The organism is Marinibactrum halimedae, assembly GCF_021234875.1.
Lineage (GTDB): Bacteria > Pseudomonadota > Gammaproteobacteria > Pseudomonadales > Cellvibrionaceae > Marinibactrum > Marinibactrum halimedae.
In genome coordinates this window covers 126,166-141,007 of record NZ_JAJQVM010000001.1, presented here as the reverse complement: position 1 = coordinate 141,007, position 14,842 = coordinate 126,166, and the positions used below count along the sequence as shown (strand labels likewise).

Here is a 14,842-nt window from a genome sequence, read left to right as displayed (position 1 = left end):
CCGTCACAACTCTAATCTTATTATTGACGACTGGGGATTCTTTTCCAAATTGCATAACGTAATACATCAGCCCAATTAATTAAGTAAAATGCAACATTGCTCTCACCTAATGGTCATACCCCACACACATTTATGACGAAATGTGATTGAATGATTAAGTCATTTAGCCTGTATTCAGCTAATGAGATTTTTAATGACCCATCACTGCCAAGGTATGAAAAACACACAGTGGTATTTGTAAGATGAAAATAGATGAGAAGACCACATGACAGACCGCTTCAGTAAACATCAAGGACGCTTAACTCCCACTCTCTCACTCAAGTCCGCCATTATGGTTGTGGTATGTGCATTAGCAGGGTGCGGGGGAGACGGCTTTCAACAAGGTAACAATGATAATGATGGTGGAAATGGGGGTAATGATGGCGGTGGGTCAAACACCTCCGGCTCAGGGGGAGCCAGCATAGGTGTATTAACGGATGCTGGCGCTTTTGAGGTGAACTTCACCAGTGATTTCTCATCCAGTAATAACATCAATATTACCATTGATGGCGTTGAATCCAGTGCCAGCGAATTAAAAAATGGCATGGTCGCCAACATGATTCTTGATGACGACGATGATCTTCCCAGCAACCTATCGGAAGGTGTCATTACCGATCTCACAGTGGATCACGTTGTCGTTGGACCAGTAACCACGCTTAACCCTCTGCGTGTCTTAGGAAAGCCAGTGATTGTAACAGCCGATACCGAACTCGACGGTATCAGTAACGACGACATCAATACACTTGAAGTCGGTGATATCCTCCGCGTAAGCGGCTTTATCAGCCCGACCAATGACGCCGTTCTAGCAACACTCGTTGATCAGCAAGAGAACGTGGCCAATTGGAGGCTCACAGGAAATATCAACAATCTAGAAGCCGATACCCGTTTCGAAATTAATGACCTTGGTGTAGTCATCAACGGTGCTACATCCGAAAATTGCGTCCTCAGAGATGGCCGTACAGTGACCCTGACCGCCACCCCAGATGACGACTTCACCGGTGATGGTTTCACGACCGAAACCGAATTAGATACCCTGACGGGTTGGGAATGTACCGAGTTTAGGCTAGCGAATATCGATAGCGGCGATGAAGATATCATTACCCTTCCGGCCGAAATTGAAGGGATGATCACCCGCTTTACCGACGCAACCAGCTTTCAAATTGGCGACCAAGTCATCCAAAGTGGTAGCCCAACCTATCAGGGAGGGGTTCAAGAAGACCTTAAAGTTGGCGTTAAGGTTGAGGTCGAAGGGACGTTGAATACCAATACTAACGAGTTAACGGCAACGACGATCAAGTTTCATGAGCCTAGGATTTACTTTTTTGTTCCGGGTATCAATGTCTCTGTAGACAACACCAACAGCACAGTCAGTGTTTTAGGGTTAAGTATTGATACGACGGATTTAACCAACGATGAAAATTCCATTTTATTAGATGCAAACCCCGACATCACTCAGCAAATCGAGATTCAAGGCTTTGTCGATAAAGATGAAACGCCCTATGCGACATCAGTAAGATACCGAGGAGATGACAATAGAGAAAATGTTGAACTGCAGGGCATTGTGACTCAAGCCAGTAATGATCGTTTCAGTATCCTAGGGATTTCAGTGGCTGTATCCAATAACAACAGTATTGAAGACGAAGACCTAGTCTTTGTGAATGGAGGGCAAGTGAATTCTAACGATGCGGAGGCTAATAGCGTTGATGCTCGAAATGGCAGTTTTTCAGAAATACAACTTCCCATTGACGAAGACGATGATATCTAAACTACGTTAAAAGCTTCTCAACAACGAGCAAAGCAGAATAAAAAAGGCGCAATTTCATGCGCCTTTTTTATTGTTATACTTTGTATTACTCACTCTTCTCTGCAGGTTTACTTTCTTTTTTTCGCAATTGGATATTCAATTCACGTAACTGATGAGTATCAACCGCACCCGGAGCGTCCGTCATGACACAGGCTGCTGTTTGGGTTTTCGGGAAAGCAATAACATCACGAATAGACTCGCTGCCGGTCATTAGCATGATCAATCGGTCTAAACCAAAAGCCAATCCGCCGTGAGGGGGGGCACCATACTGCAGAGCGTCTAACAAGAAGCCGAACTTCTCTTGTTGCTCTTCTTCTGAAATACCCAATACACGGAACACAGCTTGTTGCATGGCTTGATCGTGAATACGAACCGAACCACCGCCCAGCTCAGTACCATTCAACACCATGTCATAAGCAACAGATAACGCCTCAGCAGGGTTCGCTTCTAATGCCTCAGCAGTACAAGCTGGCGAAGTGAATGGGTGATGTAGAGCGGTTAAACCACCCTCATCGGTTTCTTCAAACATCGGGAAGTCAACCACCCACAAAGGCGCCCACTCACGGGTTAACAAGTTCAAGTCATGGCCGACCTTAACCCGTAATGCCCCAAGCGCTTCGCTGACGACTTTGGACTTGTCTGCCCCGAAGAACACGATATCGCCATCTTTCGCACCAACTCGCTCAATAATCGCCAACGTCGCTTCATCACCCAAATGTTTAATGATCGGCGACTGCAAACCTTCCGTTCCCGCTGCAAGGTCATTGACTTTAATCCAAGCTAAACCACGCGCTCCGTAAATACTGACAAACTTCGTGTAATCATCGATTTGCTTACGGGACAGCTCTGCACCGCCGTCTACTTTTAATGCTGTTACACGGCATTTCGGATCGTTGGCAGGGCCGGCAAATACCTTAAATTCAATGTTTTGAAGCAGGTCTTTTACTTCAACCAACTCTAATGGAATACGCAAATCCGGCTTGTCAGAACCGTACTTTTCCATCGCTTCGGCGTAAGGCATACGAGGGAAATCACCCAAATCGACCTCTTTAACGTCTTTGAACAACTCACGAATCATGCCTTCAGTCACAGCCATGATTTGCTCATCAGACATAAACGATGTCTCGATATCGATTTGCGTAAATTCAGGTTGACGATCTGCACGCAAATCTTCATCACGGAAACATTTAGCAATTTGGTAGTAACGGTCAAAACCGGACACCATCAACAACTGTTTGAATAACTGTGGTGATTGGGGTAGCGCGAAGAACTTATTTTCGTGAGTACGTGAAGGCACGAGGTAATCACGTGCGCCTTCGGGTGTTGCACGGGTCAAAATAGGGGTTTCGATGTCTAAAAAGCCATTGTCATCTAAGTAATTACGAATGGCGTTAGTCACCTTCGAGCGTAAACGCAAATTGCGCTGCATTTCGGAACGACGAAGATCTAAATAACGATATTTTAAACGGACATCTTCACCAACAGTAGAGTGCTCATTCAATGGGAAAGGAGGCGTTTCTGCCGCACTTAAAATAGTCAAGTTGGCACCGTAAACCTCAACCTCACCGGTTGCCATATTCGGGTTTACCGTTGCCGCATCACGTGCACGCACACGCCCAGTCACTTGCAATACATACTCACTGCGTACTTTATCGGCAGTTTCAAAATCCGCGCTGTCAGAATCAAAAACCACCTGCACAATGCCATCACGATCTCGCAAATCAATAAAAATGACACCACCATGGTCTCTGCGGCGGTCTACCCAGCCACACAGGGTTACTTCTTGATCAATAAAAGAGGCATTGAGAGCGCCACAATACTGGCTGCGCATAGTTGAATTTCCTGTAATGTAAATTGTGTTTTGACAGGCCGCCTGAACGACCTGAGAAGAGACGCTTATCGTTATTTATAGATGCGTTCTATCGCTGTTTGTATCCTGTTTCTATTACTGAGGATAACGAATGCAGGCACTTTATCTCACTGTTGCGCCAGCCGCTACCCTCGGATACCCACTCTTGGGAAGCTTATTTCGACGCAGAGGCTTTTTTATCGGAAGAAGAGGTGGTCTTTGCCGTCTCAGACTTATTACTACCAGATGGCTTGTCATTACCTTCTTTTTGACCGCCCGCTAAGTTCTTCTGATTTTTAGATTTAAAATCCGTTTCATACCAACCACTCCCCGCTAGGCGAAACCCTGCCGCAGATACCCGCTTAATCAATTCAGGCTGCTTGCACGCCGGGCAATCGGTTAAAGGAGCATCACTCATCTTCTGCAACGCTTCCAGTTCGTGTCCACAGGCGTTGCAACGGTACTCATAGATTGGCATTTCGGGTATTCACTCCTACTTATTTCGATGATCTTTCCACTCGGAAATCTTTCTACCACCGGTTTATATGTGGCCAAGGCGATTCAATTCAAGTTTCGCCCAGCTCAGTCAAAAGCGTTCTTCAAAAAAGGGGGCATTATATCCCAAGGATTCCCCCCCCTAGAAGCCTCATAAAAACTCACTAAAGTCGCACTAAACCTTCACTAAGCTGTGCTAGGCTCAAATGAAATTAGTCCACCAAACTCATGGTTTCTCACATCGTCACTTAACAAGCCGTCACCACACGCTATAACGCACTTGGGAGTTTAAAAAGATGCTATTTAGCAAACCAGAAAGTCTCGACACTGAGTTGGCGGAAGATTTTTTTTCTGACTTTCAAGACGCACATGCTCGATGTGAAGCAAACCTAATTAGTCTTGAACACGCTCCAAATAATCTGGAACTCATTCGAGAGCTCTTTCGTTCTGTACATACGATTAAAGGCAATCTTATTTATATCGGGCTAAAGCATTTATGCCCTCTATTGCAGAGTGTGGAAGATATTCTTGAAGAATTACGCAGCGGGCATATTACCTACGATGATCTCATGAGCGATGTCATTTTACTGGCTATGGATATCACCAAGCGATTGGTTGAAGAAGAAATACTCGATCAACAGTCGTCTTACTCCGTCAACGAATTTGACAAAATTTGTCACGCTATTCACAAAATCAGCACAGCAAAAGAAAATTATCGACCAACACTGATTCATGAAGCGCTTCAACTGCTTGAAGGGACGGCTCTTGATAAACCTGATCAACCTGCTAACGATGTCGCCGTTTATTATAAACATGTGCCCGATTTTCTCAGCCGGTACGGCGTTAACGATCACCCTGATTTACAATTAATGATTAATTTGGCTCCTGCTTTAGAGGCCCGCTCACCATATTGGATGGGCAGAACAGAACAAATTGCTCGTTTGGCATTGGCTATGAACGATTATGTCAACGTGATTGTCGACCCAAATCAATTAGCAATGGCCGCCTACAGCCACGATATTGGCATGGCTTTTTTACCCCTAGATCTCCTGCATAAAAAACATCCCTACTCCAATGAAGAACACCGCCTGGTTCGTGGCCACATCCGCTTTTCATCCGAGCCATTACAAAGGCTGGGTTGGGAAGAGGCCTGCGAAATGGTGGTTCAACATCATGAACATTGCAGCGGCGGCGGCTATCCCCTTGGATTGACCGACGATCAAATCTGCGATGGAGCCAAAATCATAGCCATTGCCGATGCCTTTCATGCGTGTCGTTATGGACGCCCTCACCATAAAGAATTTAAACGCCCTCTGATTCGCGCCGTGTTGGAAATTAATCGTCATGCGGGCTCTCAATTCAGCCAATTTTGGGTAGACGCCTTTAATCAGGTCGCCAATCGACCCAATTAAGCAGCTGTCATCAAAAAAATTACGTTTCTCACATTATTTTGTTGAATTTCTGTTGCTGAGTGCATTTTTATCCTATATATATAGCGCTATTCTTACTTATTACGTCGTAAGGCGCTTTTGACACACTCAATTGTAAGAAAGAATGAACATTTCAAGTGAGTCGTGAAATAACCTCCAAAAGAATGCCACTTTTTTGAACGCTATTGCTAAGCTGAACATTGAACGCTGACTCAAGAGCCATGACAAAAAAGAAGCATAATGGAGGCTCGATCAATGCAATATAGCTTCACAACGACGCAATGAAAAAACAAAAAAACCCATCCTGTTAGAAGATCTAGAGGGAATCCCTATGGCTGCACGTAAAGCCCCTGCCACAAAAGCACCTGCTACCAAACGCATTAAAGCAATTGGTGATCGTTACTCAAAAACACAAATTTTGAACCAAATTTCAGAGAATACGGAATTAACACGTAAACAAGTGCAATCTGTATTGGATGAGCTTTCTGATTTAATGGAAGGCCACTTGAAAAAGCGTGGTGGCTGCGGAGAGTTTGTATTACCAGGTTTAATGAAAGTCACGACGGTCAAAAAACCGGCTAAAAAAGCACGTAAGGGCATCAATCCTTTTACTGGCGAAGAAACCGTCTTCAAAGCCAAGCCTGCCAGCATTCAGGTAAAAATCCGTCCGCTGAAAAAGCTCAAAGAAATGGCAGAGTAAGGGGGCCGCCGATTACCTGTTAAGGTATTTCGCTCTATCCTCTTTAAGGGGTGCCCATGGTGCCCCTTAATATTCTCAATCAACTAACCTTTTATCTCTATCGTTTCACTATCCGCCTTACAACTGTCATCACAACCACCATAGCTCTGAAAAAATCCCAAAAACAAACTCTCACGTTATTACACACTTGTCCGCTACCGTACATTTATTTGCTGTACGATACGCTTGTGACTTATAGAAGTGGATTCCACAAAATTTTTATCCAGATTACCTCTTATCCACACTACTTCAGGAAATGTCGTGACTGAGACAAACCTTTCTAAAGAAGCTCACTGCAATACCACCGCTATTTTAATAGCCGTTTGCATTGGTTCCTTTCTAAGCCCGCTCACCATGGCAGCCGTGAACGTTGCCTTACCTTCAATCGCAGAAAACCTCAGCGCCAGCGCACAGTTAATTAGTTGGATTCCCACTGCTTTCTTATTAAGCAATGTTGCCTTTATGCTGCCCTGTAGCAAACTGGCCGATAATATCGGAAGAAAGCGCGTTTACATCGCAGGCTTACTCATCGTTTGCTTAGCCTCTACTTTTGCCGCTCTAACCCCCAGTATTGAATGGCTATTATTCTCACGACTCATTCAGGGGATTGGTTCAGCCATGATTTTTGGCTGCGGGATGGCCATCATCACGTCTGTTTTCCCACCCAATAAGCGCGGTTTACCTTTAGGTCTCAATTCGTTTTGTATTTATCTGGGCCTAGCGCTTGCTCCGATGGTTGGCGGTTGGTGTACCGAACACCTTGGTTGGAGAAGTGTATTTTGGTTACAAATTCCCGCCTCACTCGCCGTCATCGCCATCATGATTTCGCAAAAGGGTGAGTGGACTAACCCCAGTCAAGGCCGGTACGACTGGAAAGGTACCGTACTTTTTGGTGGCTGGGCTTTCACGTTTACCGTTGGCCTTTCTGGTCTACCTAACATGCAATACCTTATCGGTATGATGCTAGGGTTAATTTTACTTGTGTGGTTTATTCGACATGAAGCAGACACCGAAAATCCGTTAATTCGTGTTGGCATGTTTAGAGAGAGCAGAGTGTTTAGCTTTTCCTTAATTGCCGCTTTTCTTATGTACGCGGCCGGATACCCTGTCGCCTTCATTGTCAGCCTCTACTTGCAGTACATATTAGCCATGAGCCCAATAGAAGCTGGTCAAATTATGTTACTGCAAGCGGTCGCGATGATGATACTGGCTCCCTTTGCAGGGAAATTGTCTGATCGATGGGATTCCCGATGGCTTGCCACCAGCGGCTGCGCCGCAGCCACTATCGGCTTTTTCTTACTCACACTAATGAATGAAAAAAGTGGGAACACCCAAATCGCTCTTGCGATGATTTTACTCGGTATTGGCTATGGCTTATTTACCACCCCCAATAACAACACTGTAATGAGTGCGGTTGTACAGAAAGAAATTGGCAGTGCCGCTGCCAGCGTGAACTTAGCCCGGGTGAGTGGAAATTTAATCAGCATGGGGGTAGTCACGATGATTGTACATTGGTTGATGGGTGACAATCTCATCACCCCCACACAACACTCCGAATTAGAAGCGGCAACCAAAATAAGCTTAAGTATTGCCACTATTTGGGCGTTAAGCGCCGGACTGTTTTCAGCACTTCGAGGGAAAACCCTCTGACTATCATCGTAACTCACAATAAAATCATCACAATAAAATCACCGCAAAAACAATAATAACGAATCGCAAACACCCCAGATACACTCCCTGCCTTAAGCGTTTGCTCAATCGATTTTTTCTGACGCTCCGTATGTTATAGCGACGACACTCAATTGCATCGTGCCCCACCTATATAGCCGTTTAGAACTACACAAAATAATGATTTTTGTGACAAAATGGCGTCATTGCGCGACAAAAAAGCGATTACACAGTCGAACTCCCGAAGAAATTGGTAATCACAGAAACCAATCAAAACTTATAAAAGCGATAATAAAACCTGGAGAACCCTATGAAAACTGGACTCGTGGTCGACTCGGCATGCGATCTACCTGATACCTTTATCACAGACAATAACATCTTTGTCATTCCGCTGAATATTTCGATTGCAGGAGAAAGTATTGGTGATACGCTCTCTGAAACTGAACGATTAGCCATTTACAATGAAGGCCGCATTGATAAATCAATGCAAGCTGAAAGCTCACCTACTACCACCGAGCAAATAAAAGAATATATGCTCGACAATGTCGTCACTAAAACAGATTTTGCAATTTGCGAAACTATCGCCCGTTCACGCAGCCCAACGTACAGTCATTATTTAGATGTTTCTCAAGGCATGCAGGTCCATGCTCAAGAAATTCGTAAACAAGCGAATTGCATCACACCCTTTAGTATGCGTGTTGTCAGTACTGGAACGGTCTTTTCTGGCCAAGGATTGACTGCGGCACACACAATTAAATTAATCAATGAAGGCATCTCTAAGAACCAATTGCGGCGAGCCATTGAAGAATTTAAACCGCAAGTAAAAAGTTTTGGCATTCCTCCTGACTTAACTTATTTACGTAATCGTGCACGTAAAAAGGGGGATAAAAGTGTCGGTTTTCTTACCTCTATTATTGGCAAGGCACTAGAAGTCACTCCCGTTGTGTTGGGCTGCAATGAAGAGACCTATCCCATAGCGAAAATAAGAGGCTTTGAAAATGCCCTCAAAGCTGTGCTGAACTTTGTTGCGACTAAAGTCCAATCCGGGCTTTCTACACCGTACATTGTGATCAGTATTGCAGGCGACCCCAAAGAATTATTCAATTTTAATGAGTATGCTTCACTCCAAAACATTGCACAATCTCATAATATTGAAATACTCCTATCCGTAATGAGTTTATCTGGCGGGATTAATTTAGGCCCTGGCAGTATTACGGTGTCCGTGGCTTACGAAGGCGATGATGTTGAAATTGATGCACAATAAACGTGATAAATACGGGAACAATATGGATAAACCGGAAGAGATTAATAACCCTATTAACTCGCTGCGAATCGAGTTTTCTCTCTTAATACTCGACGATCGACGGTGAACTTTGACCCAAATTGGTTGATCGCTTTTTCGCGCATCCGTTCAGCATGAAAATGTAGGTAGTGATCCAAGGAAGACTGGCTCACAACGGTAAAATGTACACATCGAATATGCTCAGGGGCCTCCCCATGGCTTTGCTCTGAATAAATTTTTGCACCGCAAAATCCTTCAAAGCCGAGCATTTCTTTTACGTGATCTTGCAGCCATTCATCGTAGCTTCGCAATATGTCTGAGCTGATAATTAAACGTACTTCGTAAATCAGCATTGTGCCCCCATCATTCTCTCGTATTTTTATTCTTTATTAGGCTTTTTTCACTGCAATATTTTATCACGGTTTTCCTATCAAACTGTTTCCTTGTCAAATTGGCAACAAACGACGATGAACAAAAAAATCATTGCCACCCCCGACAATTCCCTGCAATTACAGTATGAATATCTTACCGTTTTTACAAAACTTACTACAACACTACTAAAAACTTACTACAGCACTACTAAATGGCACTTAAACAATACTACTAAAGTAGAATGTCATACCATAAGATCGTCAGGAAGAATAAGAACAAAAAAGAAGTGGTTTTTCAAATACGACTTAAGGCGAAACACCATGAAGAAAAAGATGATGTGCTTAGAAATTATCCTCGAAAAAAGCGACATTGAGAGTGCCACTCCCCAACCCATTACGGGTTAACGTCACACCAAAAACCAAGCTGGGCTTAAAACGCCATGAGTTCATTCAACGCCTGAGTCAACCCGTTAAAGGAAACATCGGGAAAGAGCAACAACAAATCACAATTGAAAGGGTGGTCTTCTAAATGATAGTTAATCTCTACCGATAACAATTGTCCCCAGGAAGCAATATCATTTAAAACCAACTCAGACAACGTGACACACTCACCACAAGAATAAGGCTCAGAAAATGAGATGGGTATCTCAAGGGCATGAGATAAATTCGGTAAACAAGACGATGAAATCGCATTACACGCCTTTAACAATAGGTCACGCTTGGCGTCTTCTAGTGGTATCTCTAACTCCTCACGCCCGGTAACCGTCATTAAGTCATCAATACTGGCTTGGGTGAATACTGTCAGTGCGAAACATTCTACTTGCTTAAAGGTGAAGGGCTGCACGGCAGCATATACTCGTCCACCATCATTGACGCAACCCAATGATGAGGCTAATTCACTAGGGATGGTACTGCGTATTTTAGGAATAGACAGCTCTACAAAAGCATGAGTAAAGGCCGCCAGAGACTCGCCTGCTACCCCCATTGCCACATTACACACTTCTTGCAAACAATCTTTCTGGTCGTCGTCCAGTGGAAACTCAATCATGCGGAAATACCATAACCGTACTTAATAATATTGGCCTCGTCGCTCATTCATAACCACTCTCATAAAACAACTCTCATAAAACAACACTCATAACAAACCATACATTTCTAAAACACCAAACAGCTTTTCTTTATTAATGGGCTTGCGAATAAAATCCAGAGCACCCAATTGTAATACTCGTTCTCGAGCAGCAGGTTGTACGTCGCCAGAGATTACAATGACCACGCACTTTAGGGCCTCTTGCTTCACCAACTCTAGCACTTGATAACCGTCCATTTCCGGCATGGTCAAATCCAGAAAAACCATTTCACCTTTGCCGGTACGAATAGCATCGATACCTTCTACCCCATTGGCCGCATAGGTAATGTCTACATCCCACCCATCAGGCAGTGATTTGGTTACCTGTTTACGGGCCATGTTGGAGTCATCGCAGATTAATAGCGGTATAGTCATTGAACTCTACTTGATTTCTAACCAAACGTTATCCACAAAATATTGTGTTGCGCCTCCATAAGAAAGCATCAACTGTCCACTGACTTAACCCTCAGAATAAAAGCCCATTCATAAGCAAAACTTAACGTCATTTCTTATTTTTTAGAGGCCTTAGGATTAAGCACACAGTCCAGTATAGCTATAACTGAAGAAGCGGCTGGAAAAGAGCACTGTGAATGGAAAACTTCATGCGATCTAACCACAATACTGCCGACAACCCCTCTATTTTCAAAGGGACTAATTTCAAAGGGACTAATTTCAAAGGGACTAATTTTAAGGGGGCTAATGTTAAGAAGGTTAGCTTTAAGAATTCGTTTTAGAAACGGTTTCCGAGAAAGTCGTCTCAGGGGAAGTCGATTCTTTAGGCGATAACCGTTGTCCCACCTCCTGCGGAGTGGATATCAGAGGATCGTCAATATGGAATAGATCCCACACCGAAATGGTCAATGCCTCGGTAATCGTTTGATCACACAACCGAAGTCTGCGTAATAAATCTGCAGACCAAGGTGAATTCGAACAAGGCAACGACTCACAGTCACTACTGTATTGATGTGGGTCTACCCACTCTCCAAGCTCTGCAACAGAATAAGTTTGAATGTCCCGGCATAAAATAAAATGGCCGTTTTGCATTTGGGCAATCAAATGACAACTCAGTAATCGCTCTCGCAATCGATGCCATTGGTCCGGTGCAATACCTAGCCCAGTGATAGCTCCCTCGCTGGCACTGCTGCCTTCAAACGCACATTGCCTCAAATGCCATAAGATCGTCAGCGATGCCATTAAATCGGTTTGCGGAGACTGGCCATGAATCACCCGCTGATTGCTCAATGCCCGAACAAAAACAGCCCCTCCTAAAATAATCATCCACAGTACGTAAATCCACATAAGGAAAATGGGAAATAACGCGAAAGCGCCATAAATCAGCTCATAGCTGGTCCGCGCCATAATGAAACCAAACAAGTCTTTAGCAAGTTCAAACAATAACGCCGTAATCACACCCCCAATCACGGCATCACGCGCTGGAACTCGGCAATTGGGCACCGCTGCAAATAGCAATGTAAAAGCGCTGGAGGTCAGTAACCATGGGAAGAAATGCAAAAATACCGGCATTAACCCAAGGCTATCGTACTCGTCTACAAATAACTGTAACGAAATAAGATAAGTGCTCATGACCAAGCCAACGCCCAGTAATATCGATCCTAAACTCAACACCGCCCAATAAGATAAAAAACTGGAAATGCCCTTTCGACCACTCGAGACCCCCCAAATAGAATTGAAGGTTTTTTCAATATTTTGAAGCATGAGAAACGCCGTCACCATGAGCATAATCACGCCTGGCAGCGTCATCGTGCGAGCTTTACTGGTGAAGCTTTCAAGGTAATCCTGCAACGCCTGTACCGATGACGGCACAAAATTCTCGAAAATCAACGCTTGAAATTGCGCCTCAAGCCCTTGAGCCGCAGGCACAATAGAAAACATGGCATAAATAACCGTTAACATAGGCACTAATGCGAACAGCGAAACGTACGTTAACGCCGCCGCGTTTTTCTGGCAGCCTTTCTCGACAAATTGTCGTCCCACACTCACACATAAGCGCTTTAAAAACGCCCAGTATTCAGAACATTTATCAAACTGATCTTGGCTCATTATTCCCTTCTTACCGGCGACATTACCCATTACACCCTGCTTACCTATTAACCACTTCCGATACCATTTTTGCTTTAACACAAAAACCTCCCTTTCTTTTTGCGACTTCACTGATGCTTAGTGAACGTATTTATTACTGAACCTATTTATTACTGAACCTATTTATTACTGAACCTATTGGCAGAGACGCTGTTACACTGTCCGTCATAACATCATCCGTTACTACATCATCCGTCATAACGTCACCCGTCATAGCGCTGTCTGTAATAACATGCCCGGCATAGTCATTCGTGACCTCTGATGCACTGAAAAACAAGGTATTTTCCAGAATGTATACGATTTATCATAATCCACGCTGTTCCAAATCTCGACAAACCCTAGCCTTGCTGGAAGAGGCGGGGGTTGAACCTGAAATTGTGCTGTACCTCGACACGCCTCCTACTAAAACCGCACTCCAGTCTCTGTTGAAAAAGCTGGGAATCAGTGCAAGAGAACTTCTGCGAAAAGGAGAAGAAGCGTACAAAGCCAACGGATTAAACGACAAAACCCTCACTGATGAGGCACTGGTGGAAGCCATGGTGGCCTTTCCTAAATTAATCGAACGACCGATTGTCGTAAAAGGTGACGAAGCCATTCTTGGCCGCCCGCCGGAAAATGTGAAAGCACTATTGTAAAGTTATTGTAGAAGCGTGATAGCCGAGCACGGCTGACAAAAAGCGGCTCAACTAAAAACGAACCTCACCTTCACCATTAAACACGACCATCATTAAACACGACGATCATCATGGATAACCCATACATACTCATTCTTTACTACAGCGTTAACGGTGCCACTGCCACTATGGCCAAGCATATTGCCCGTGGTGTCCATACGGTTGCGGGCATTGACGCTCTTCTCCGCACCGTACCGCCGATATCACCCAAAACCGAAGCGACCGAACCCGCCATACCGAAAGAAGGTGCTGTTTATTGCACGAAGGAAGAACTGGCCAATTGCAGCGGTTTAGCACTCGGCAGCCCCACCCGCTTTGGCAACATGGCCTCCGCCTTAAAATACTTTCTCGATGGCACCAGTGATTTATGGCTCAGCGGCAATTTGATTGACAAACCCGCCTCCGTCTTTACCTCCACCGCCAGTTTGCACGGCGGACAAGAAACCACCTTAACCAGCATGATGTTGCCTTTACTGCACCACGGCATGGTAATCGCAGGCACGCCATACAGCAACGAAGCCTTACAGGCGACGCAAACAGGCGGTACACCCTATGGGCCTTCTCATCATTCCATACAAGGCACGACTGAACTCAGCCAGCATGAACGGGAGCTGTGCGAAGCACAAGGTAAACGATTGGCCTCTTTAGCACTGGCGTTGCGTAAACCATAACGTAACCAAAATATACAACGACAATACATAACGACAATATACAACCACAATACATTGCTCTATGACTGACAACTCTTCATCTTTCAAGCAAACCACAACTTCTCAAGCAGCAGACGAGCCTGCCAAGAAAGCCAAGCCCATGCTGCCCAGCCCAGAGCTGAAAGCCAAAGCGAACCGTTGGTATGCCATTACCGTCAGTGCCTATGCCGGTCTGATACTGATGTTTTTAGGATTACAGTTTAGTGATTTCGACGCCAAGAAGCTCGCCATGCAAACGGTGCCGCTATTCATTTTCATTCCGGGCATGATCAAACGAACGCACCGCACCTTCAGTTGGATGTGCTTCGTGATACTGATTTATTTCACCGCGTTCGTAGTGGAAGTGGGTTCACCGATGTTTGTGTGGACAGACGCCCTGGGTCTGACGTTATCCATCGTGTTGTTTATCTCTGCCATGATGACTAGCCGCTGGATTCAACATTGGCGCTACGCTGAATTTCTCGAACAAAATCAGGAAACTCGATAAGCTATTTGATGATCCAACACATTAGAAAATTGACATAGCGGCATTGATCGCTGCGTAATATCTATCAT

16 protein-coding genes are annotated in these 14,842 nt (G+C 44.6%); 9 read left to right on the top strand and 7 right to left on the bottom strand.

Annotation, left to right across the window (positions count from 1 at the left end):
• The first annotated feature begins 265 nt into the window (after positions 1-265).
• Positions 266-1,804 carry a DUF5666 domain-containing protein gene (locus LU351_RS00590; protein ID WP_232592051.1) on the top strand — a complete coding sequence of 513 codons (1,539 nt, stop codon included), beginning with the start codon at positions 266-268 and terminating at the stop codon, positions 1,802-1,804.
• Positions 1,805-1,889: 85 nt separating this feature from the next.
• Here LU351_RS00590 and aspS read toward each other — a convergent pair whose 3' ends face one another.
• Both aspS and LU351_RS00580 read right to left on the bottom strand, forming a co-directional pair.
• Entirely contained in the window at positions 1,890-3,674 is a 1,785-nt protein-coding gene (gene aspS, locus LU351_RS00585; protein WP_232592050.1) for an aspartate--tRNA ligase, read from the bottom strand.
• A 193-nt stretch (positions 3,675-3,867) separates the two neighbouring features.
• The gene (locus LU351_RS00580; RefSeq protein ID WP_232592049.1) at positions 3,868-4,170 is read right to left on the bottom strand and encodes an FmdB family zinc ribbon protein; all 303 of its coding nucleotides are present in this window, start codon (positions 4,168-4,170) and stop codon (positions 3,868-3,870) included.
• A 313-nt stretch (positions 4,171-4,483) separates the two neighbouring features.
• On the opposite strand from LU351_RS00580, the gene LU351_RS00575 reads away from it, so the two are divergent.
• The 4 genes from LU351_RS00575 (at position 4,484) to LU351_RS00560 (ending at position 9,288) form a co-directional block, all read left to right on the top strand.
• Positions 4,484-5,599 carry an HD-GYP domain-containing protein gene (locus LU351_RS00575; RefSeq protein WP_232592048.1) on the top strand — a complete coding sequence of 372 codons (1,116 nt, stop codon included), beginning with the start codon at positions 4,484-4,486 and terminating at the stop codon, positions 5,597-5,599.
• A 349-nt stretch (positions 5,600-5,948) separates the two neighbouring features.
• Complete coding sequence (locus LU351_RS00570) at positions 5,949-6,317, top strand: HU family DNA-binding protein (protein WP_232592047.1); 369 nt, start codon at positions 5,949-5,951, stop codon at positions 6,315-6,317.
• 300 nt (positions 6,318-6,617) lie between these two features.
• Positions 6,618-8,006, top strand: a complete 1,389-nt coding sequence (locus LU351_RS00565; RefSeq protein ID WP_232592046.1) for an MFS transporter — start codon at positions 6,618-6,620, stop codon at positions 8,004-8,006.
• Between the two features lie 328 nt (positions 8,007-8,334).
• Positions 8,335-9,288 (top strand): DegV family protein, encoded by a 954-nt coding sequence (locus LU351_RS00560; RefSeq protein ID WP_232592045.1) that lies wholly within the window; start codon positions 8,335-8,337, stop codon positions 9,286-9,288.
• A gap of 53 nt (positions 9,289-9,341) precedes the next feature.
• Here LU351_RS00560 and LU351_RS00555 read toward each other — a convergent pair whose 3' ends face one another.
• The 3 genes from LU351_RS00555 to LU351_RS00545 form a co-directional block, all read right to left on the bottom strand.
• The gene (locus tag LU351_RS00555) at positions 9,342-9,659 is read right to left on the bottom strand and encodes a DUF4286 family protein (RefSeq protein ID WP_232592044.1); all 318 of its coding nucleotides are present in this window, start codon (positions 9,657-9,659) and stop codon (positions 9,342-9,344) included.
• 448 nt (positions 9,660-10,107) lie between these two features.
• Entirely contained in the window at positions 10,108-10,725 is a 618-nt protein-coding gene (locus tag LU351_RS00550; protein WP_232592043.1) for a hypothetical protein, read from the bottom strand.
• 87 nt (positions 10,726-10,812) lie between these two features.
• The gene (locus LU351_RS00545) at positions 10,813-11,178 is read right to left on the bottom strand and encodes a response regulator (RefSeq protein ID WP_232592042.1); all 366 of its coding nucleotides are present in this window, start codon (positions 11,176-11,178) and stop codon (positions 10,813-10,815) included.
• Positions 11,179-11,393: 215 nt separating this feature from the next.
• On the opposite strand from LU351_RS00545, the gene LU351_RS21000 reads away from it, so the two are divergent.
• The gene (locus tag LU351_RS21000; RefSeq protein WP_416053917.1) at positions 11,394-11,537 is read left to right on the top strand and encodes a pentapeptide repeat-containing protein; all 144 of its coding nucleotides are present in this window, start codon (positions 11,394-11,396) and stop codon (positions 11,535-11,537) included.
• On the opposite strand, the gene LU351_RS00540 is transcribed toward LU351_RS21000, so the two are convergent.
• Positions 11,521-12,945, bottom strand: a complete 1,425-nt coding sequence (locus LU351_RS00540) for a YihY family inner membrane protein (RefSeq protein ID WP_232592041.1) — start codon at positions 12,943-12,945, stop codon at positions 11,521-11,523. The two genes, LU351_RS21000 and LU351_RS00540, sit on opposite strands and share 17 nt — an antisense overlap.
• A 61-nt stretch (positions 12,946-13,006) precedes the next feature.
• Positions 13,007-13,180 carry a hypothetical protein gene (locus LU351_RS00535; protein WP_232592040.1) on the bottom strand — a complete coding sequence of 58 codons (174 nt, stop codon included), beginning with the start codon at positions 13,178-13,180 and terminating at the stop codon, positions 13,007-13,009.
• A 13-nt stretch (positions 13,181-13,193) separates the two neighbouring features.
• Here LU351_RS00535 and arsC point away from each other — a divergent pair, with 13 nt between their 5' ends.
• The 3 genes from arsC to LU351_RS00520 all read left to right on the top strand — a co-directional run bounded on the left by arsC (position 13,194) and on the right by LU351_RS00520 (position 14,774).
• The gene (gene arsC, locus LU351_RS00530) at positions 13,194-13,538 is read left to right on the top strand and encodes an arsenate reductase (glutaredoxin) (protein WP_232592039.1); all 345 of its coding nucleotides are present in this window, start codon (positions 13,194-13,196) and stop codon (positions 13,536-13,538) included.
• Between the two features lie 110 nt (positions 13,539-13,648).
• A complete protein-coding gene (gene wrbA, locus LU351_RS00525; protein ID WP_232592038.1) occupies positions 13,649-14,248 on the top strand; it encodes an NAD(P)H:quinone oxidoreductase in 600 nt (199 codons plus the stop codon).
• Between the two features lie 61 nt (positions 14,249-14,309).
• Positions 14,310-14,774: a DUF2069 domain-containing protein gene (locus tag LU351_RS00520; RefSeq protein WP_232592037.1), complete on the top strand. Its 465-nt coding sequence runs from the start codon at positions 14,310-14,312 to the stop codon at positions 14,772-14,774.
• The last annotated feature ends 68 nt before the right edge of the window (positions 14,775-14,842 follow it).

Excerpts from the sequence above, each read along its gene's own strand:
- LU351_RS00590 (WP_232592051.1), top strand. The coding sequence starts at position 266 with ATGACAGACCGCTTCAGTAAACATCAAGGACGCTTAACTCCCACTCTC.
- aspS (WP_232592050.1), bottom strand. The coding sequence starts at position 3,674 with ATGCGCAGCCAGTATTGTGGCGCTCTCAATGCCTCTTTTATTGATCAA.
- LU351_RS00580 (WP_232592049.1), bottom strand. The coding sequence starts at position 4,170 with ATGCCAATCTATGAGTACCGTTGCAACGCCTGTGGACACGAACTGGAA.
- LU351_RS00575 (WP_232592048.1), top strand. The coding sequence starts at position 4,484 with ATGCTATTTAGCAAACCAGAAAGTCTCGACACTGAGTTGGCGGAAGAT.
- LU351_RS00570 (WP_232592047.1), top strand. The coding sequence starts at position 5,949 with ATGGCTGCACGTAAAGCCCCTGCCACAAAAGCACCTGCTACCAAACGC.
- LU351_RS00560 (WP_232592045.1), top strand. The coding sequence starts at position 8,335 with ATGAAAACTGGACTCGTGGTCGACTCGGCATGCGATCTACCTGATACC.
- LU351_RS00555 (WP_232592044.1), bottom strand. The coding sequence starts at position 9,659 with ATGCTGATTTACGAAGTACGTTTAATTATCAGCTCAGACATATTGCGA.
- LU351_RS00550 (WP_232592043.1), bottom strand. The coding sequence starts at position 10,725 with ATGATTGAGTTTCCACTGGACGACGACCAGAAAGATTGTTTGCAAGAA.
- LU351_RS00545 (WP_232592042.1), bottom strand. The coding sequence starts at position 11,178 with ATGACTATACCGCTATTAATCTGCGATGACTCCAACATGGCCCGTAAA.
- LU351_RS21000 (WP_416053917.1), top strand. The coding sequence starts at position 11,394 with ATGGAAAACTTCATGCGATCTAACCACAATACTGCCGACAACCCCTCT.
- arsC (WP_232592039.1), top strand. The coding sequence starts at position 13,194 with ATGTATACGATTTATCATAATCCACGCTGTTCCAAATCTCGACAAACC.
- wrbA (WP_232592038.1), top strand. The coding sequence starts at position 13,649 with ATGGATAACCCATACATACTCATTCTTTACTACAGCGTTAACGGTGCC.
- LU351_RS00520 (WP_232592037.1), top strand. The coding sequence starts at position 14,310 with ATGACTGACAACTCTTCATCTTTCAAGCAAACCACAACTTCTCAAGCA.